Raw genomic sequence first — 20705 nt, 5'->3', positions numbered from 1 at the left:
TATGATAGATCGCGATTAACATGGTATGGGCTACTGCAATTAAAGCCCTTTTCCCACCTCTGCGCGCGGCAATTCTTTGATAACGGGAGTAGAGATAACTTTGCTTGTTGTTGTTTCAATTCTTTGGAATATTTTTTATTCCCTTTCAATGTGAATGCATTTGCTCCCATAGATTCATAGTTTCGAATCCATTGTTGGACAGATGCGAGACTTACATCAAACATATCGGCAATTCGCCGTTGACTTTCTTTTCCATCCAGATATAGATTTACAGCATATATCTTATCCGCAACAGATACTTTTCTTTTAGACATAAAATATGCTCCCTCCTAAGTGACAAGTTTTTATTATTTCACTTGTCTACCTAGAAGGGAGCATATCAAATAGACAGTTCTAAGAGAGGGAGGGTGTGACTCATGTCGAGTCACACCCTCCCCAAATTTTTATCATAAAAAGAAAAAAAGATGGCTAACGACAACCATCTTTCTCTCCGTTACATGTTATAATGTAACTATGCTGAGTCTCGGAGTCATCCAGAACACCAAGCCAGCGCCGTCTGTGAGAGTTCCACAGTTTAAGCCATTTGTAAAACAGGTTTTGTGAAATGCCGAAGCGCTCACAGAGCTGTTCTATGGAGCCAAGGGAGGCAAAGTACTTCCCCAGAAGACACAGAACAAAGAGCAGGCTGAAACTGGAGTAAAGAGATTAGGTGAAAATGGAGAACGAACAGATAGTAATAGAATTAAAAGAACTTTTGTATATGGAATTCAGGCGATATTTATATCGAAGGAAAGCAAATGTAACCGCCCAGAGTATCTTGCTGGCGATCGGGTATAACATAAACAAGCTTCATTATAAGATTCAGGCAGGAAGGACAGGGCGGCATTTATTTCCACTCAAACAAACCGCCTGATTTTGACAGGTCAAAAGTAAATCCTGAAAACGAACCTTTTTCCAGAAAAGGTTTATTAAAGTTCGCCTTCTTGTAGAAACAGAATGAAAGGAGAGAATATTTCGCCTTAAAAACGGCAAAAAGATGCTGCCGCACCTATGATTTCCTAATCATTGATGCGACAGCCCCGACTATAAGGAGATTTCCTTAACCTTCAATGGCAATATAACCATCTTTTTCTATTTTCTCAGGTGCTTTCTTTGGCACGGACAGTTTCAGAATACCATCTTCATATTTTGCATGAATGTCTTCTTCGCTTACTGCATCGCCTACATAAAAGCTTCGGCACATGCTGCCCGCATAGCGTTCACGCCTGATATAATTACCTTCTTTATCTTTTTCATCTTTATCCAGTCCCTTTGCAGCAGAAAGTACCAGATAACCATCTTTCAGCTGTACCTGAATCTCGTCTTTCTTAAATCCCGGAAGATCGACATCCAGTTCATAGCTACCGTCTGTTTCACGGATATCCGTTTTCATCATGTTCTGCGCATGTTTACCATAAAGCGGATTCTTCTTGCCCCAAAACTCATCGTTAAACGGGAAGTTCATCCAATCATCATCAAATAAGTTTTCTCCAAAAATACTAGGCATTAACATAAGTCATATCTCCTTTTCATGACAAACAAATCTATATTCAAGTCTTTCGACTGTTACTTACAATTATATTTAAAGGGTACTGCCCGAAATCTTCGGGCAACACCACGAGCTTTTTATCAATCAGATGTTATCATTATCATTCAATGGTTATATATTTCGGATCATTGGAAACTGGTTTTGCTTCTTTCTTCGGAACAAACAGTTTCAGGATACCATGTTTGTATTCACCTTTAATGTCTTCCTGAGTCACTTCTTCGCCTACATAAAAGCTTCGCTCGCAGGCTCCTGCGTAACGTTCACGTCTGATGTAGTGTCCCTTCTTATCTTCATCGTCTTCATCCAGACCTTTTGCTGCACTGACAGTTAAGTAACCATCTTTCAATGCAACTTTGACTTCATCTTTCTTGAAGCCAGGAACATCAACAATCAGTTCATAACCTTCCGGTTTTTCCTTAATATCTGTCTTCAGGAGATTCTGTGCTCTTCTTCCGTACAGCTTCTTTTCCGCTTTCTTCTCATCTTTGTCATCATAATAGAATGGTGTAAAGAAATCATCAAATAAGTTTTCTCCAAAAATACTAGGCATTAACATAAGTCATATCTCCTTTCAAAAGCTCCCTAGATCTTCACGATCCAGTCTGCTGTATTATCATTTCTAGTTCTTCGAACATCTGGAATACCTTTTCTTTTATCTCTCTTCCTTTGTTCTATCTGTAATATAACACGCATTATTAGCACTGTCAAGAGGTGAGTGCTAATTTTTTGTGAGATTTTGTGAATGATTTTGTGAAACTTGTGAATGTGTTTTGTGAACGCTATAAGCCATGCAAAATGGTGAAAAAAGACGCCCTGCAAGTTTACTGTTAATGCATCAGCCTTTTAAAATTAGCCAACTACTTTTCCAAAAGTTTTTAAGGTGGAGCCGGAAGTGACTTGGATAGGAGCATATTTTTTATTTAGAGAAATAAATTGGATACCGGAATCAGATTGATGATATTTCTTTACATAAGCATCACCATCGAGGAAAAAGACACCGATTTCTCCTTCTTCAAGAGTTTCTTGTTTATGAATCCAGATGATCTGTCCATCCAGATAGAGAGGCTCCATACTGTCACCACATATGATGTTGTTCCGAAAGAAGAAATTGCTGAATTTGAAGAGCTTATGCGCAAAACCATAGCTGACATTGTATCAGAAGCCAGTAGCGTTGTCTTTTGGGTGTATGTGCAGAAATATGTGAAGCACAAAACCCTAAACGAAATGCTGCAAGAATTGCCAGACGTAGGTCAATTCATCCTAGCTATGGATACCTGGTTTGAAAAACTGATGGAGAAATAATCTAGGAAAATAGTTTAAAGTTTACATGTTATGATCATGTATGAAGTTGGAACAAAATAAAAGATTGTGCTATACTATTGTTCAAGAAAAAAACTCATTGACATATTTCAATCTATTTAGGAGGATAAACGATCATGTGTACAGCAGCAACTTATAAAACAAAAGATTTTTACTTTGGACGAACCCTCGATTATGAATTCTCTTATGGTGATCAGATAGTAATTACACCACGTAATTATGCGTTTAATTTTCGCCATGTTGGCGATATGAAAAATCATTATGCAATTATTGGAATGGCTCATGTTGCAGAGGATTATCCTTTGTATTATGATGCTATGAATGAAAAAGGAGTGGCAATGGCAGGACTGAATTTTGTCGGAAATGCTGTTTATGCCGCGATTAAGCCAGATGTGGAAAATATTGCACAGTTTGAATTTATTCCGTGGATTTTAAGTCAGTGTTCTTCTTTAGTTGAAGTTCGCGAGCTTCTTGAACGAATTAATATTGTTAATACTCCTTTCAGCGAGCAATTGCCATTAGCACAATTACACTGGATCATTTCTGATGAGAATGAGTCAATTACGGTAGAATCTATGTCAGATGGTTTGCATATTTATGATAATCCAGTAGGAGTGCTTACGAATAATCCGCCATTTCCACAGCAGATGTTTCAACTAAATAATTATATGCATTTATCTCCTAAACAGCCCAGAAATACTTTCTGCGAAAATTTGGCTCTTGATGCATATAGTAGAGGTATGGGAGGATTAGGTCTTCCGGGAGATCTCTCATCTTCCTCACGCTTTGTACGTGTAGCTTTTACAAAGGTAAATGCAATTTCAGGTGAATCAGAGGAAGAAAGCGTTAGCCAATTCTTCCACATTCTCGGATCTGTGGATCAGCAACGAGGATGTTGCGAAGTAGCGGATGGAAAATATGAAATCACATTGTATACGTCGTGTTGTAATGTTACAAAAGGTATTTATTATTACAATACTTATGAAAACCATCAGATCAGTGCAGTAGATATGCATGTAGAAAATCTGGATAGTGATAAAATGATTTGTTATCCAGTAATTCAAGGAGAACGAATCAACTATCAAAATAAATAATGTTTTGAAATCAGGGATGAGGTAGAAAGGAAAGTTCCATGACAAAAGATGAAGTAAAAAAACTCAGGATGAACAGTCCGGAATCACTACAGTTTTTAAATAATGCTACGAAATTTTATAATTTAATGATGATGTATCGTTGTGCTATTCGGGAGATACAAACTAAACTTGAGGTTTTGGATGATGAATTTTCAGCTGAGAACAATCGAAATCCTATTTCTTTTATAAAAACAAGAATTAAGAAGCCCAATAGTATTTACAATAAACTGCAGAAGATGGGATATGAATTTACAACAGAAAATATACAGACATATCTCAATGATGTAGCAGGCGTTCGAATAGTTTGTGCGTTTATTGACGATATTTATATGATATCAGATTTGATTACCCAACAGGATGATATTAAAGTTATTGAAATAAAAGATTATATAAAAAATCCAAAATCGAATGGTTATCGAAGCTATCATATGATTGTTGAAATACCAGTATTTTTTGCTAAGGGTAAAACACCTATGCGTGTAGAATTACAGATTCGAACCAATGGTATGGATTTCTGGGCAACATTGGAACATCAACTTCGCTATAAAAAAGGAATTGAAGAAATGCCTGGCTATGATGAGATAAGTGAAGAATTACTTCATTCTGCAAGAGCTATCATTGAAGCAGATAATGAAATGCAGAGAATAAAAGACAAAATTGGTATGTTCCACGAAATTTAGGGAGAAAACTGAGCAAGTAGGAAGGCGGAATATATATGAAACAAGATACTTTAGAGGGCAAAGCAAAAACAAAAAATGGGGTAAAACGGCTGTGTTTTTCCATAGTCTGCATTCTTCTGGAAGTGATTTTTATTATTACTATCGTAACACGCTTGAATGAATATGCAGAAATTATAAATTTATTTACAAGGATTTTGAGTGGAATCTTGGTTTTGGGATTGTACGCATCAGATAAGACCTCTTCTATGAAAATGCCTTGGGTCATCTTAATTCTAATCTTCCCAATTATGGGTGTAGGCCTGTATTTGTTGATTGGTTTGAATGGTGGCACACATAAAATGCGTGAGCGATATGCAGAAATTGATAGCAAATTGTTACCAATGCTTCCGGACAGTCAGGAGTGTTTGAGCAGAATAAAAGAAACAATTCCGAAAGCAGGAAATATAGCAAGTTACATACAAAGAAATTCGCAGTATCCAATCTATCAGAATACGGATATTGTGTATTTTGATGAAGCAGTGAAAGGATTAGAGGCACAGCTTAAGGATTTGGAGAAAGCACAGAAGTTTATCTTTATGGAATATCATGCGATAGAAGACGCTGAAGCATGGCATAAGATTCAAGATGTTCTGGAAGAGCGAGTAAAAGCAGGTGTGGAAGTTAGAGTATTCTACGATGATATGGGTTCTATAGGCTTTATTAACACAGATTTTGTGAAAAAGATGGAGGCAATAGGAATTCATTGCCGTGTATTCAATCCGTTTATGCCAGGTTTAAATCTGTTTTTGAACAATCGTGATCATAGAAAAATAACCGTTATTGATGGAAAAGTCGGATTTACAGGTGGATATAATCTAGCAAACGAATATTTTAATTACACACACCCGTATGGACAGTGGAAAGATACAGGTATTCGTTTAGAAGGAGATGCTGTTCAGTCGCTTACGGTGACATTTTTGGAAATGTGGAATGCAGTAAGTGCTAAGGCTGCTAATGATTCTGATTTTAGTAAATACCTTTTCCACTATGATTATGCGGCACAGCAAACTGGGTTTGTTCAACCTTATGCAGACAGCCCTATGGATAATGAGCAAGTAGGAGAAGAAGTTTATATCAGTATGATAAATAAAGCTGAAAAATATTGTTGGTTTATGACTCCATATCTAATCATAACAGATGAAATGACGCATGCGTTATGTCTGGCTGCTAAGCGAGGGGTAGACGTAAGAATTATCACACCTGGTATCCCTGATAAAAAATTCATTTATAATATAACTCGTTCTTTTTATCATGGATTAGTTAAACATGGTGTTCGTGTTTATGAGTGGACTCCTGGTTTCTGTCATGCAAAAATGAGTGTGGCAGATGACTGTATGGCAACTTGTGGAACAATTAATCTGGATTATCGAAGTTTATATCACCATTTTGAAAACGGTTGTTTTATGGCAGATTGTCAGGCAGTTGTGGAAATAAAAAATGATCTGATAAGAACGATGGGAGAATGTCGTGATGTGACAGACCAATATCAAACCGGACGAAGTGCATATTTGCGACTAGGACAATTATTTATGAGATTATTTGCTGGATTGCTATAAGAATCTGATGAAACGACCTTTCAAAAAACAGTTGATTTAGAAGTTAACTGTTTTTGAAAGGCCGTTTTTGCTATATCTAACAGTCTGTTGTACAAAGAAGATTTTGCATGGATGAAAAAACAAACCTTGTTGAGGTTAAATTGAGTTTTCCATTGTATTGTATTGCTAATGAATAAGAATAAGAAAAAGAACAGACAATGCTGAATGCTCTGGAAACAAGAATATCTGAGTATAGTATGTAAGTTCGTAACAGAATGAAAGGAGCGATTCAAATGAGCAATTTGGAAAATTATATGAAACAGCAAGCAATTTTTTGTGAACAAAATGATAGCATTAGTAAGAATCTATATTCAGAGTATGGTGTAAAAAGAGGCTTACGAGATGAAAAAGGCCAAGGTGTGTTGACGGGGCTTACAAATATTTCTGATATAAAAGCTTTTGAATATCGTGATGGAGTAAAGAGTCCATGTGATGGCGAGTTATCTTATCGTGGTTATAATATAAAAGATTTAGTAACAGGAAGTAAAGGAAAAAGGTTTGTCTTTGAAGAAGGAGCATATCTTCTTTTATTCGGAGAATTGCCAACTGATACACAGTTAATGGAATTTCAGGGAAGACTATCTGATTGTATGGAACTACCGACTAACTTTACCAGAGATGTCATTATGAAAGCACCTACATCAGATATTATGGGTTCTATGACTCGAAGTATTCTTACATTGGGCTCTTACGATAAGGAGAAAGAAAGTCTTGAAATTCCGAATGTGCTAAGGCAGAGTATGCAGTTGATCGCAGCATTTCCTATGTTAGCAGTATATGCATACCATGCTTATTGTCATTATGAAAAAAACGAAAGTATGTATATTCATAGACCTGAAAAAGATTTATCTATTGCTGAAAATTTCCTGCGCCTATTAAGACCAGATACAAAATTCACAGAACTGGAAGCAAGAGTACTGGATATAGCATTATTGTTACATATGGAACATGGTGGTGGTAACAATTCTACATTCACTACACGGGTAGTAACATCTTCAGGTTCAGATACTTATTCTGTTATTTCAGCAGCAATGTCATCCTTAAAAGGAAAAAAACATGGCGGTGCAAATCTGATGGTAATGAATATGATGGATGATATTAAAAGTCATGTGAAAGATTATGAAGACGAAGAGGAAATTGCATCATATCTGAGTAAGATTTTGAAGAAAGAGGCGTTTGATCAGAAAGGACTTATTTATGGAATGGGACATGCTGTATATTCTATTTCCGATCCGAGAGAAAGGGTGTTCAAAGGCTTTGTAGAACAACTCGCAAGGGATAAAGGACGTGAGAAAGATATGACCCTTTATAACAATATTGAGAAGATTGCACCTAAGTTGATTGCAAAGCAGCGTCAGATATTCAAAGGAGTAAGTCCTAATATAGATTTCTATAGTGGTTTTGTGTATGACATGTTGAATATTCCAAGAGAATTGTACACGCCATTATTTGCGATAGCAAGAATTGCTGGTTGGAGTGCACATCGCCTGGAAGAATTGATAACTACAGATAAGATTATTCGCCCGGCATATAAGAGTCTAGTCAGCAAAAAAGAATATATAGAAAGAGAGGAACGATAATATGGGAGCAGGAACCAGTGCAGAGGAGTTTTTTTTAAAGAGCATCAATGTTGAAAGCATATTTGAATTTGTTGAAAGAACAGATTATTTGTTCCTTTATAGTATAAAGGAATGTGTTGAAAAATCAGACTGTCATGAAGGAGTATATCTTTCAGAAGTGGCAGAATACATGAAATTATCGATTCCAGAAACATCTAAGATGGTAAAAAGTCTTGAAAATAAAGGATATATTATCTGGAAATTAGATGAAAAAAAAGAAAGAACGTACCTTGTTTTGACGAACAAGGCAATTGAATTAAGTAATTGTCAGAAAGAAAAAATGATAGAAGCTTATGAAAAAATCATATCGAATATACAAGAAGATGACCTGGCAGTTACGCGGTGTACATTGAGAAAAATCCGACAGCTTATGGAAGAAATAAAATAGTGATTAATACAACGGAGTAAGAAAAGCTCCTTCATATATTAGAATAAAAATATGACTGTTTCTTTAAAAAGAAGCCTGTCATATTTTTTTATGAAAAATAAATTTTGTTGAGGTTAAATTGAGATTGACTTTGTATTGTATAAGTATGAAATAAAAAGGAATCAGGTGATGTACAATGAAAAAGTATAAAATATGTAAAATCCTTCTTGTTATACTGGCAATTTTTTTATGTGTGGCTTTTTATGAATTGCTCGGAATCTGCGTTGCATATAAAAAGCAGCCGGAAGTGTCCAATACAACCAAAAAAGAAACAAAAAATGGGTCATGGAACGAATGCAGTGAAAATACAGAACGGGCAGTAATCATAGAAAAGAATCCAGAAGCGCTTTTACAAAGAGTGCGTTTGATCAAGAATGCCAAAAAGGAAATTATTCTTTCTACTTTTGCATTTCAATCCGATGAAAGTGGAAAATTGATTTTAGGAGCACTGCATGATGCGGCAGACAGAGGTGTACATATTCGTCTGTTAGTAGATGGAATGGAGAGCTGGATTGATATGGAAGGAAATCCGTATTTCTATGGATTATCTTCCCATGAGAATGTTGAAATTAAACTGTATAATAAGGCCAATCCGTTGAAACCATGGAAGATGATGGGTAGAATGCATGATAAATATTTGATTGCAGATGGAAAGAGATATATTCTTGGGGGAAGAAATACATACAATTATTTCCTGGGTGATTTTCCGGGACATAAGAACTATGACAGAGACGTGTTAGTGGTTTGCGATGAACCTGAGAAAGAAAATTCAGTTAACCAGTTGTCAGAGTATTTTGAAACGATATGGGAACAAGAAGACAGTGGTTATTTTCATGACAATAAAAAACTGGCAAATAGAAAATCTGTAAAGAACGCAGTTTTAGAGCTGCAGAACGGCTATCAGAAATATTTTGAAGAGAATAAGGAAAGAATCTGCGATACCGATTACACGGACGAAACTTTTGAGACAGAAAAGATTGCATTAGTGTCAAATCCTATTCACACAGGTTCCAAAGAACCAGTAGTGTGGTATCAGTTGGGAGAATTGATGAAAAATGCAAAAAATCGTGTGAAGATCCACACGCCATATATTATCTGTAATGATATGATGTATAATACATGGGAGGAGATTGCAGAGAACGTTTCAGATTTTTCTATCATGACAAATTCAGTTGCGAATAATGGGAATCCATTTGGGGCTGCCGATTATGCGAAAAACAGAAATAGAATCTTAAGTACAGGAATTAATATCTGGGAATATGAAGGCGGTTATTCATACCACGGAAAAAGTATTCTGATTGACGATGATCTGTCTGTAATCGGTTCCTTTAATATGGACATGAGAAGTGCATATCTGGATACGGAACTGATGCTTGTAATACGCAGTAAAGATATTAATAAACAGTTGGAAGAGGGCATGATGGAATATGAAAGAGTGTCCCGCCAGGTATTGGAAGATGGAACCTATCGTGATCCATATCATGTAGAGCCAATCGAATTAACAAAGAAACGTCAGAGAAAAATATTTTTGGTACAGCATCTGCTTGGATGGGCAAGGTATCTGTTTTAATAAGGAGGAAGGAAAACGTGTTTCAAATATTGATTGTAGAAGATGATAAAGAATTAAGCCAGCTATTCCAAAAAGTGCTTGAGAAGAATGGATATCAAGTCAAAAGTGCATCGGATGGAGCACAGGCATTAGAAGTATTGGATAAGGAATATATTGATCTGATCATTTCTGATATTATGATGCCGGTTATGGATGGTTATGAACTGGTGTCGGAACTCCGTTCAGCAGGATATCAGATACCGGTACTTATGATCACTGCGAAAGGTTCCTTTGATGATATGCGCCAGGGATTTCTTTCGGGAAGTGACGATTATATGGTAAAACCGGTAAATGTGAATGAAATGGTTTTAAGAGTCGGAGCATTGCTTCGCCGTGCACAGATACTGAATGAACACAAAATTGTGATCGGTTCAACAGAGTTTGATTATGATGCAATGACGGTTACAACTGATAAGGAAAGTCTTGTTTTGCCTAAAAAAGAATTCCTGCTTTTATATAAGCTTGCAGCTTCGCCAGGCAGAACATTTACAAAACAACAGTTGATGGATGAAGTATGGGGATACGAGACGGAGGCAGACCCACATACGATAGAGGTACATATAGGAAGAATCAGGGAGCGTTTTAAAGATAACCCTGATTTTGAAATCGTAACAATGCGTGGAATTGGATACAAGGTGGTGAAAAAATAATGGAACAAAAGAATGAAAAAGGATTGCGGATCCGATCCTGTCTGACTGGTGCAATCTGGCTGGCACTTGTATTTTCAACAGTCATATCTGCTTTATTATTTGCTTTTTTGAATCATTTTTTTAATCTGCCGGGCAGCATACCTGTGCTTGGCTGGCTTTTGATTTTCAATACATTGATTGCAGGGCTGATCACTTCCTTTATTAATGCAAAGTTACTGGAACCAATTACCAGACTTAGTAAAGCAATGAAGGAAGTTTCTCAGGGAGATTTTGAACAGCATTTGGAAACGAACAGCCGTATAGCAGAAGTTGGAGAATCTTATCAAAGTTTTAACGTTATGACAAAAGAACTTCGTGCAACAGAGGTGCTGCAGATGGATTTTGTATCTAATGTTTCTCATGAGTTTAAGACCCCGATTAATGCCATTGAAGGATATACAATGCTGCTTCAGGGAGAAGAACTGTCTCCGGATCAAGAGGAATATGTAGAAAAAATCTTATTTAACACCCAAAGACTTTCCGGATTGGTTGGTAATATTTTGCTGTTATCCAAGTTAGAGAATCAGAATATACCAATGAAAAAAACAGAATATCGTCTGGATGAACAGATCCGCCAGGCATTTCTTTCATTGGAAACAAAATGGACAGAAAAAGAAATTGGTTTTCAGGTAGAATTGGAGGAAGTTAAATATACTGGGAATGAAGGACTTTTTATGCATATCTGGATAAATCTTTTGGATAATGCGATTAAGTTCAGCCCTTCAAAGGGGACAATTACGATGTTTCTGAAACAAGAACAGGATTCTGTTAAATTCATTCTGGAAGATGAAGGACCAGGAATAGAGGATGATGTAAAATCCAGAATATTTGACAAGTTCTATCAGGTAGATGGATCTCATAAAGCAGAAGGAAATGGCCTAGGTCTTGCACTTGTAAAACGGATTGTAGATAGTGCCGGAGGAACAATCAAAGCAGAAAACCGTGAATATGGTGGATGCAGATTTGTTATAGAGCTGCCAAAGCAGAAAGATGAGATTATATAGTTTTAAGATAAATTAGAAGCTGGGAGGATTTATATGACATTTTATCAGGAGTTGCAGTTAAATCAGGCAGGTTCTAAAAACCTGTTGAAAAAGAGTGAAACATTAAAAGAAAAATTATATCATATGTGGGTATATCTGGTGAAGATAGCTGTTACAATGGCATTTTGTTTTTTCTTTGTTAGTATTTTCAGCATCCTATTTGGAAATGAGAACAGCATTGTAGGTGTAGTAGTCTTATTATGTCTCATGGTGTTTAGAAATGCGGATCTGGGGATCCACACCGGACAATCTACGATGCTTTTGGCTTTGTTCTTTGTAATTATGACTGTATGTCCGCATTTAGCAAATCAGTTTTCACCGGTATTGGGAATGCTGTTAAATATTGCGGCACTGGCTGTGTTGATTCTGTTCGGATGCCATAATCCATTCATGTTTAATCAATCTACATTGGTTCTTGGGTATCTGCTGCTATATGGTTATGATGTTACGGGAAAAAGCTATCAGATGCGATTAGTCGGAATGGCTTTAGGTGCAGCACTTACCTGCTTTGTATTTTATCGAAATCATAAAAACAGAACTTATAAAAGAAATCTGAAAGATCTGATACAAGAATTTGATATCACTTCTTCCAGAACAAAATGGCAGATATGTCAGATTTTATGCGTACCGATTGTCCTTTGCATTGCAGAACTTTGTAATATGCCACGTGCAATGTGGGCTGGTATTGCGGCCATGTCCGCGATTTTGCCGTTTATGGAAGATATGCACTACAGAGTCCGTAAAAGGATTGTCGGAAATATTGCAGGTGTTATATGTTTTACAGTATTATATTTTCTGCTTCCTTCGTCAATCTATGCATATATAGGAATTCTTGGTGGAATCGGTGTAGGACTTTCAGCACAATATGGCTGGCAGGCAGTATTTAACACATTTGGTGCTTTAGCCATTGCTGCAGAGACTTATGGACTACAAGGAGCGGTTAGTCTTAGAGTGATTCAAAATGTTTTTGGTGTTGTGTTTGCTTTAGCATTTTGTGTTATATTTTATTGGTTTATGTCTAAAAAAAAGGAAAGTGAGGTGACCGTACATGCAGAGTGAAGTGAATCAGGAAGAAAATTTGAATAGAATTATTACGGTTCCTAATCTTCTTTCTTTTTTTCGGCTTTGTCTGATTCCGGTAATTATATGGAGTTATTGTGTAAAGAAAAATCCTCTGTTAGCTGGTGAAATCTTATTGCTGTCTGGTCTTACGGATCTTGCTGATGGATATATCGCAAGAAGATTCCATAGGATTAGTAATTTAGGAAAAATACTTGATCCAGTGGCTGATAAGCTGACACAGGCAGCGATGTTAATCTGTCTGTTTACTCGTTTTCCGCATATGCTTCTTTTAATCGTAATAATGGCAGGTAAGGAGCTGTATATGGTAGTCAGTGGATGTCTTGTGATACGAAAGACAGGAAAAGTACATGGTGCAGACTGGCATGGAAAGATAGTAACCTTTTTATTATATGGAACTGCAGCGGTGCATATTATATGGTTCCAAATTACACCGATGGTATCAGATCTGTTGATTGGTTTGTGCGCTATAATGATGGTCATATCGGTCGCTCTGTATATTATCCAGAATACCAGGACTCTTAAGGGAGAGACTGTATAAGCAATTTTATATTGCAATGACTAGAAAAATATTTAGGAGAACGAGGAGGCGGAAGTGATGAAGGAAATTTATCAGCAGACGGTAGAAGAGGTTCTTGAAAGGGTGAATGGCAAGAAATCTGGGCTTACGAGTGAACAGGTGAAAAGATCCAGAGAAAAGTGTGGGTGGAATGAACTTACAGAAGGAAAGAAGAAAGGTATCCTGCAGATTTTCTTTGAACAGTATAAGGATTTTCTTGTACTGATTCTAATTGCATCAGCAATCATATCTGGTATGCTTGGAGATGTGGAAAGTGCGGCAGTTATCGTGACGGTTATTACGATCAATGCAATCTTGGGAACAATACAGACGGTAAAAGCAGAACAATCTCTGCAGAGTTTAAAGAATCTTTCTGGCCCGGAGGCAAAAGTATTGCGTGATGGTACAGTCGTTCAAATTCCGGCAAGAGAACTGGTTGTTGGAGATGTGATACTGCTTGAAGCAGGAGATATGATTCCGGCTGATGGAAGACTGATTGAAAATGCAAGTCTTAAGATTGATGAGAGTGCTCTTACAGGAGAAAGTCTTGCAGTTGAGAAAAACATGGATACAATATTGACGGAAGCGCCACTTGGTGATCGGACAAATATGTTATTTTCCGGTAGTTTTGTAACGTATGGGCGTGGGAAAGCTGTTGTAACGGATATAGGAATGCAGACAGAAGTCGGAAAGATTGCAGGACTTTTGAAGTCAACTTCGGAAAAACAGACACCACTTCAGGTGAGTTTGGAAGTCTTTGGAAAGAAGCTTTCTATTATGATTCTGGTATTTTGCGGACTCTTATTTGCAATAAATGTGTTCCGCGGTGAAAAGATCAGCAGTGCATTTATGTTTGCAGTAGCACTTGCAGTAGCAGCAATTCCTGAAGCGCTAAGTTCTATCGTGACAATTGTACTTTCTTTCGGAACACAGAAGATGGCAAAAGAGCATGCAATCATTCGTAAACTACAGGCGGTAGAAGGACTTGGAAGTGTTTCTATTATTTGTTCGGATAAGACAGGAACGCTCACACAGAATAAAATGACGGTTGAAGATTATTATATAGATGGAAAAAGAATTTCAGCAGAGGCAATTGATATATCAGATCAGGCACAAAAATGTCTTTTAAATTACAGTATTCTATGTAATGATTCGACAAATGAAAATGGAGTAGAAATTGGAGATCCGACAGAAACAGCATTGATTAATCTTGGAAGTCGATATGGGATAGAGGCGGCAAGCGTAAGAAAGCTTTATCCAAGAAATGGAGAACTGCCATTTGACAGTGATCGAAAGATGATGTCAACACTTCACCTGATAGATGGTAAAAATCAAATGATTGTAAAAGGTGCAGTCGACAAGCTCCTGGAACGTACAGAGCAAATCTGGACGAAAGAGGGAATTCGAAAAATTACTGAGGAAGATAAAGAAAAAATACAACGTCAAAATCAGGAATTTTCGATGGAAGGTTTAAGAGTATTGTCTTTTACCTATCGTGAAATTCCTAAGAATCACACATTAACGATACAAGATGAGGATCACTTAGTATTTCTTGGTTTGATTGCGATGATGGATCCTCCGAGAGAAGAATCAAAAGCTGCGGTAGCGGAATGTATAAAAGCGGGAATTCGACCGGTTATGATCACCGGAGATCATAAAATTACAGCAGCAGCAATTGCAAAGAGAGTTGGAATATTACATGATTTATCGGAAGCCTGTGAAGGGGCAGATATAGAAAATATGAGTGACGAGGAACTCAAAGAATTTGTCTCAAATATTTCTGTGTATGCAAGAGTGTCACCGGAACATAAAATTCGCATTGTTCGGGCATGGCAGGAAAGAGGAATGATTGTGGCAATGACAGGAGACGGTGTCAATGATGCACCGGCATTAAAGCAGGCAGATATTGGTGTTGCAATGGGAATGACCGGAACGGAAGTTGCGAAAGATGCAGCAGCGATGGTACTTACAGATGATAACTTTGCAACAATCGTAAAAGCAGTGGAAAATGGACGAAACTTATATCAGAATATCAAGTATGCGATACAGTTTCTTTTGTCAGGAAATTTCGGAGCAATTTTAACCGTTCTTTGTTCATCGGTTGCAGGACTTCCGGTGCCATTTGCACCAGTACATTTACTCTTCATTAATCTTTTGACGGATAGTCTTCCGGCAATTGCGTTAGGCTTAGAGCCGGATAGAAGTGAAGTGATGAGTGAAAAACCGAGATTGGCAGATGAGTCGATATTGACAAAAGATTTTCTTAGCAAAATCGGTCTGGAAGGTTTGGTAATTGGAGCAATGACAATGATCAGTTTTTTGACAGGATACAACCAGAATGGTACATTGCTTGGAAGCACGTATGCTTTTGGAACTCTTTGTCTGGCACGTTTGTTTCATGGATATAATTGCAAATCAGATCATCCGGTCATTTTTACAAAAGGTCTCTTTCATAACAAGTGGCTTCAGGGAGCATTTGTGTTAGGTGCAGTACTCATTACAACAGTACTGACGGTTCCTGGTTTCCATAACTTATTCAAAGTGGAAACGTTGAATCTGATGCAGCTTGGATGTGTATATTTATATGCTTTTGCAAGCCTTCTGATTATTCAATTACTTAAGTGTATACGTATGAAACTAAGAAAAAGAGGGAAAAGATAGTGGATTTAAGTAGATGTTCTATGAAAAAAATTCGAGAACTGATTGTGTTTACGGCATTTCTTGTAGTTGCTTTGTGGAAATTCGATGTGGTGATTGAAGTGCTGAAGTCAATATGGAAAATTGTGTTTCCTTTTGCGCTTGGTGGTGCAATTGCCTTTGTGATTAATGTACCAATGAGTTTCCTGGAAAAGAAAATGCTCGGAAAGATAAAAGAAAATAATAAAATAGGAAAAAAAGCTGCGAGACCGATAAGCCTGCTTCTTACAATTATATTGGCAGCAGGTGTAATGGTATTGGTAATGTTTGGTGTGATTCCACAGCTTACACAGACCATGGGAAATCTGATGACGAGTATTTCAGATTTTATTCCACAGATGCAAAACTGGATTCGGGAAATTTCACATGATAATCAGGATATTATGAAATTGGTAGATCAGCTGCAGTTTCAGCCTGATCAGGCAATTAAATGGGGAATAAGTATTCTTGGAAACGGAGTCGGAAATATGATGAATACGACGATGTCAGCAGTAGGTTCCATTGCCAGTGGATTAGCGACCTTTTTTATTTCGTTTTCCTTTGCATGCTATATTCTTTTTCAGAAGGAAAAATTACATTTACAGGTAAGAAAAGTGATTTTCGCTTTTATTCCAAAACAAAAAGCAGATGCAATTCTTAACATATGTTCGCTGACATATCGGACATTTGCAAATTTTCTTGCAGGGCAGTGTCTGGAAGCAGTAATTCTCGGAATGATGTTTGTTATCACGCTAAGTATTTTAAAAATGCCATATGCACTTTTAATTGGAATTTTGATCGCGTTTACCGCATTGGTTCCTATCTTTGGAGCCTTTATTGGCTGTGCCGTGGGAAGTTTTCTGATCTTTATGGTAAATCCAAAACAGGCAGTTTTATTTATTATAGTTTTTCTGCTTTTGCAGCAGATAGAAGGTAATCTGATCTATCCTCATGTGGTTGGCGGATCAGTAGGACTTCCATCAATTTGGGTACTGGCGGCAGTTACAATCGGCGGAAATCTTATGGGAATTATAGGTATGCTGATTTTCATTCCACTTGTATCGGTATTTTATACTATATTCCGGGAGTTCGTATATCTGCGCCTAAAAAAACAACATATAAAACGAGTAACGAGAACGGATGTGGAAGAGTATGCGGAGGAGGAAATTGCGTCATCCTTTATTTTGCCGAATGAAAAATAATGATATGATACAAATATAAATGAAGTGTAATGCCGATTATTAAGACGTTATAAAAATAGATTACAAAGGAAGAAGATATTATGAAGAAAATAGGAATCATGACAGACAGCCACAGTGGAATTTTGAGCGAAGAAGCGCAGAGACTCGGAATTAAGGTACTACCGATGCCCTTTTATATCGGAGAGAAAGTGTATCGTGAAGGAGTAGATCTTTCCAGAGATGAATTTTATGATATGCTTCGAAAGGGCGTAGATGTATCTACATCTCAGCCGTCACCAACAGAAGTTATGGATATGTGGAAAGAGATGCTGAAAGAATATGAGGAGATTGTTTATATTCCTCTTAGTAGTGCTTTAAGTGGGTCCTGTATGACAGCAGAAGCCATGGCAAATGAAGATGAATTTGCCGGTAAGGTGTTTGTCGTAGATAACGGTCGTGTGGCAACCCCGATGCATCGTTCTGTTCTTGATGCAGTAGAAATGGCAGAAGAAGGATACAGTGTAGTCGAAATCAAGAAAATTCTTGAAGAAACCAGAGAAAAAATGACAATTTATATCGGGCTCAGCACACTGAAATATCTCAAAAAAGGAGGAAGAGTCAGCTCTGTGACAGCTTTGGCAGCAGATGTCCTGAATATCAAACCTGTTATGCATTTCAGCACAGGAAAGCTTGATATCTACCAGAAATGCCGTGGTATGAAGAAATCACGTAAAGTTATGATCGATGCAATGAAGCATGAGCTGGAAACGAATTTCCGAGAAGAATATGCTGCGGGTAAAGTGTACCTGATGGCGGCGTCCAGCAGTACCGATGAAGTGACAGAAGAATGGGTAAACCAGATTAAAGAAAGTTTCCCGGGAATGGAAGTCATGTGTGATAAACTTTCCTTCGGTTTGTCCTGTCATATCGGTCCGGATGGACTGGGAATCGGATGCACCTGTAAGCCAGTGTAAAAAACTGCTCCGGAGAAGATAAAATAAAAGATTAGGGTGTCAAAAGGTTTATAGCCTTTGATATAAATTTGTACCTTGAAAACTTAACACGATATGTAAAAACATTGGATTCTTTGGTAAAATGTAGGTAGCATTTTATGAGGTGATCTATATGTCTTTTGTTAAAAATGATAATCAACAGCTTACTGTTTTAGACAGTACTTTTAATCTTACAGAACGCGAAAAACGAATGTTAGAAAAATCATGGGCAAATACTTTTGCAGACAAAGTTTTTCCTGCTATTGATGAAAATATTTTTTCTGTTCTTTACAGTAAAAAAGCATCCAGACCTAATACTCCGGTCAATGTGATTGTTGGGGCACTGATTCTTAAAGAAGCTCTTAATGTTACTGACGATGAGATCGTTGAAGCTATGGCATTTGATATCCGCTATCAGTATGTACTGCACACAACCAGTTTTGAAGAGCAGCCAATTAGTGACAGAACCCTCAGCAGGTTTAGAGCAAGAGGAAACAGAGCATGATGTTGATCTTATTCATGAATGTGTTGTAAAAATGGCAAAAGAAATATCTGATTTTATGGATATCACTCCGGATAAACAACGTATGGACAGTTTAATGGTTGCTGCAAATATCAGAAACCTCTCATTGCTTGAATTGTTTTATACTTGTGTTGCTAATCTTTGCAAAATAATGGATGAGCGTGGAACAAAAATTCCGGATGAACAATATCATTATATTAAAAAAGATGATTATAATAAATGCATTTATCACAAGCGGGATATGGATGCAACTGAGAGAAACGTTGTTGTGATGAAAGATGCAGATATCTTGATAAAGATTTGTGATTCAACCGGTGATTTTGATGATACAAGTGAATATCAGCTTCTTATTCGCCTATTAAAGGAACGCACAATCATTGATGATGGTGGCTCAAGGCGGCTTCGACAAAAAAGAGGAAGTTGAAAATCCTTCAGAAGTATTGCTTAATCCTTCTGATCCAGAAGCCACTTTCCGCTATAAAGCAGGTGGCAGACATCTTGGATACGTTGGAAACGTAGTTGAAGCTGTCGGAGAAAAAAGCAGTCTGGTCATTGTCTACGATTACCAGCAAAATACCTACGCAGATAATCAGTTTATGAAAGATTATCTTAATGAGAAAAAAGATTTTTCTGATGGTTCTTTTATTGTTGCCGATGGGGCATACAGCGGAGAAGAGAACTCACGTTTAGCATCTGAACATAATCTAAAACTTGTTACAACCAATTTCACAGGACGCAAACCAGATGAAATATATGCTGATTTTGTTTTTACTGATGATGGAAAATATCTCATCAAATGTAAGAATAATCGTGTACCTGAAGACTGTATCTATGATCCAGGCAATGAGCGTTCCGTTGCGTATTTTCGGATAAGTGACTGCGAAGGATGTCCTTACAAAGAACGGTGTCAGTCGCGTTTTCTAAAAACACGAGTCCGAAAGGAAGTATCTTGGAAATCCGTTGGTCGTGCAAAACAATTACAGTACATGCAGACGGAAGAATTTTCTGAATATGCAAAATTTAGAAATGGAGTAGAAGCAATTCCCTCTCTTCTTCGTCGAAGATATCATGTGGACAAGATACCTGTGCATGGCAAAAAACGTACCCGGTTATTCTTCGGATTTAAAATAGCAGCATTAGATTTTCAAAAGCTATTAGATTATAAAAAAGCATTATATTTTCCAAAAAGCTGGTCGATAGAATCCAGGAGGCCTGCAAGATGGTAATTGATGCTTCCGCGCCATACAAAAGTATAACGGTTCGCATTTGCCTCTATCTTTGTACCGTCAATAAAAAGTTCTTTTAATGTGACCAGCCCTTCTTTCTGCAGCCGCCGCATAAACTGGTAATTCAGGTCATCCAGGACATCAGATGTCAACTTCCTGTTTTTAAAGTCATAAAAAGCATCACATTTCGGTTTTTTTCCGCGCGTCAGCCAGATAAAAGCAAGGTCTCTTTCACACAGATCAACAATACGGTCAACAGAACGTATTCCCCGCATATTTGCATAGGTAACTACAGCATACATCATGATTGGATTGTACCCGGTTCTTCCCTTATCTGAACAATTGGCTAACAAGCCAGAAAAATCTAATTCCTCCATCACTTTTTTCAGGGTATAGACTGGATCGTCGTCAGGTAAACTCAATTCGAAGAAACTAAAGTTAATTTTCTGTTGCCCTAATTCAAAAAAATCATTATAATAATTATTGGTTAGCATAGTTACATTATAACATGTAACGGAGAGAAAGATGGTTGTCGTTAGCCATCTTTTTTCTTTTTTCAGATAAATTCAGAGAGGGTATGACTCGTTGTGAGTCATACCCTCTCTGCTCTGGAACTATCTATTTCCCGACAGACAATCATGAGAAAATCTCACCACAATAAATGAAAACTGGATACTAGCTATACGTTATGTAGTGGTATACTTAAGGTGCCGAATAAGATCGGAA

At 37.2% G+C, this 20705-nt stretch carries 22 protein-coding genes; 17 read left to right on the top strand and 5 right to left on the bottom strand.

Annotated elements, in window-relative coordinates; genetic code table 11:
• The 4 genes from DW904_RS20565 to DW904_RS20545 all read right to left on the bottom strand — a co-directional run.
• Window positions 1-314, bottom strand: a 314-nt coding sequence (locus tag DW904_RS20565) for a helix-turn-helix domain-containing protein (protein WP_147422356.1), incomplete at its 3' end; no start/stop codon positions are given.
• Window positions 315-1099: 785 nt separating this feature from the next.
• On the bottom strand, window positions 1100-1552 hold the full coding sequence (locus tag DW904_RS20555; RefSeq protein WP_118584015.1) for an Hsp20/alpha crystallin family protein: 453 nt from the start codon (window positions 1550-1552) through the stop codon (window positions 1100-1102).
• 136 nt (window positions 1553-1688) lie between these two features.
• A complete protein-coding gene (locus DW904_RS20550; RefSeq protein WP_118254521.1) occupies window positions 1689-2144 on the bottom strand; it encodes an Hsp20/alpha crystallin family protein in 456 nt (151 codons plus the stop codon).
• Between the two features lie 293 nt (window positions 2145-2437).
• Window positions 2438-2659 carry a S24 family peptidase gene (locus DW904_RS20545; RefSeq protein ID WP_118584014.1) on the bottom strand — a complete coding sequence of 74 codons (222 nt, stop codon included), beginning with the start codon at window positions 2657-2659 and terminating at the stop codon, window positions 2438-2440.
• Here DW904_RS20545 and DW904_RS20540 point away from each other — a divergent pair.
• From DW904_RS20540 to DW904_RS20460, 17 genes are all read left to right on the top strand, one after another.
• Entirely contained in the window at window positions 2618-2890 is a 273-nt protein-coding gene (locus DW904_RS20540) for a hypothetical protein (protein WP_330382803.1), read from the top strand. The two genes, DW904_RS20545 and DW904_RS20540, sit on opposite strands and share 42 nt — an antisense overlap.
• Before the next feature lie 134 nt (window positions 2891-3024).
• A complete protein-coding gene (gene bsh / locus DW904_RS20535) occupies window positions 3025-4002 on the top strand; it encodes a choloylglycine hydrolase (protein ID WP_118339757.1) in 978 nt (325 codons plus the stop codon).
• Window positions 4003-4040: 38 nt separating this feature from the next.
• On the top strand, window positions 4041-4721 hold the full coding sequence (locus DW904_RS20530) for a GTP pyrophosphokinase family protein (protein WP_118584013.1): 681 nt from the start codon (window positions 4041-4043) through the stop codon (window positions 4719-4721).
• A gap of 35 nt (window positions 4722-4756) precedes the next feature.
• A complete protein-coding gene (cls, locus tag DW904_RS20525) occupies window positions 4757-6316 on the top strand; it encodes a cardiolipin synthase (RefSeq protein WP_118584012.1) in 1560 nt (519 codons plus the stop codon).
• Between the two features lie 254 nt (window positions 6317-6570).
• Window positions 6571-7935, top strand: a complete 1365-nt coding sequence (locus DW904_RS20520) for a citrate/2-methylcitrate synthase (RefSeq protein WP_172679323.1) — start codon at window positions 6571-6573, stop codon at window positions 7933-7935.
• A 1-nt stretch (window position 7936) separates the two neighbouring features.
• Window positions 7937-8362, top strand: coding sequence for a MarR family transcriptional regulator (locus DW904_RS20515; protein ID WP_006858455.1), 426 nt, complete (start codon window positions 7937-7939; stop codon window positions 8360-8362).
• A 175-nt stretch (window positions 8363-8537) separates the two neighbouring features.
• Entirely contained in the window at window positions 8538-9971 is a 1434-nt protein-coding gene (locus DW904_RS20510) for a phospholipase D family protein (protein WP_118584011.1), read from the top strand.
• On the top strand, window positions 9950-10660 hold the full coding sequence (locus DW904_RS20505) for a response regulator transcription factor (RefSeq protein WP_003693048.1): 711 nt from the start codon (window positions 9950-9952) through the stop codon (window positions 10658-10660). Before DW904_RS20510 ends, DW904_RS20505 begins: the two co-directional genes overlap by 22 nt.
• Window positions 10660-11703 (top strand): HAMP domain-containing sensor histidine kinase, encoded by a 1044-nt coding sequence (locus tag DW904_RS20500; RefSeq protein ID WP_118584010.1) that lies wholly within the window; start codon window positions 10660-10662, stop codon window positions 11701-11703. The genes DW904_RS20505 and DW904_RS20500 overlap by 1 nt, the downstream gene beginning before the upstream one ends.
• A gap of 33 nt (window positions 11704-11736) precedes the next feature.
• Window positions 11737-12801: an FUSC family protein gene (locus DW904_RS20495; RefSeq protein ID WP_118584009.1), complete on the top strand. Its 1065-nt coding sequence runs from the start codon at window positions 11737-11739 to the stop codon at window positions 12799-12801.
• Complete coding sequence (locus tag DW904_RS20490) at window positions 12791-13363, top strand: CDP-alcohol phosphatidyltransferase family protein (protein ID WP_006858451.1); 573 nt, start codon at window positions 12791-12793, stop codon at window positions 13361-13363. Before DW904_RS20495 ends, DW904_RS20490 begins: the two co-directional genes overlap by 11 nt.
• Window positions 13364-13420: 57 nt before the next feature.
• On the top strand, window positions 13421-16042 hold the full coding sequence (locus DW904_RS20485; RefSeq protein ID WP_118584008.1) for a cation-translocating P-type ATPase: 2622 nt from the start codon (window positions 13421-13423) through the stop codon (window positions 16040-16042).
• 20 nt (window positions 16043-16062) lie between these two features.
• Entirely contained in the window at window positions 16063-17259 is a 1197-nt protein-coding gene (locus tag DW904_RS20480; RefSeq protein WP_118584007.1) for an AI-2E family transporter, read from the top strand.
• Window positions 17260-17339: 80 nt separating this feature from the next.
• Window positions 17340-18212: a DegV family protein gene (locus DW904_RS20475; RefSeq protein ID WP_005360251.1), complete on the top strand. Its 873-nt coding sequence runs from the start codon at window positions 17340-17342 to the stop codon at window positions 18210-18212.
• A 151-nt stretch (window positions 18213-18363) separates the two neighbouring features.
• A complete protein-coding gene (locus DW904_RS20470) occupies window positions 18364-18735 on the top strand; it encodes a transposase (protein ID WP_118584006.1) in 372 nt (123 codons plus the stop codon).
• Entirely contained in the window at window positions 18689-19177 is a 489-nt protein-coding gene (locus DW904_RS20465) for a hypothetical protein (RefSeq protein WP_040446298.1), read from the top strand. The genes DW904_RS20470 and DW904_RS20465 overlap by 47 nt, the downstream gene beginning before the upstream one ends.
• The gene (locus DW904_RS20460; RefSeq protein WP_118584005.1) at window positions 19134-19979 is read left to right on the top strand and encodes a transposase; all 846 of its coding nucleotides are present in this window, start codon (window positions 19134-19136) and stop codon (window positions 19977-19979) included. Before DW904_RS20465 ends, DW904_RS20460 begins: the two co-directional genes overlap by 44 nt.
• Here the strand turns inward: DW904_RS20460 and DW904_RS20455 are convergent.
• Entirely contained in the window at window positions 19913-20356 is a 444-nt protein-coding gene (locus DW904_RS20455; protein ID WP_243110512.1) for a transposase, read from the bottom strand. The two genes, DW904_RS20460 and DW904_RS20455, sit on opposite strands and share 67 nt — an antisense overlap.
• Window positions 20357-20705: the final 349 nt, after the last annotated feature.

This window comes from Ruminococcus sp. AM42-11, from assembly GCF_003480145.1.
GTDB lineage: Bacteria > Bacillota > Clostridia > Lachnospirales > Lachnospiraceae > Blautia_A > Blautia_A faecis.
Note: the sequence above shows the minus strand (reverse complement) of the source record. Positions and strands in the feature narration are given on the sequence as shown.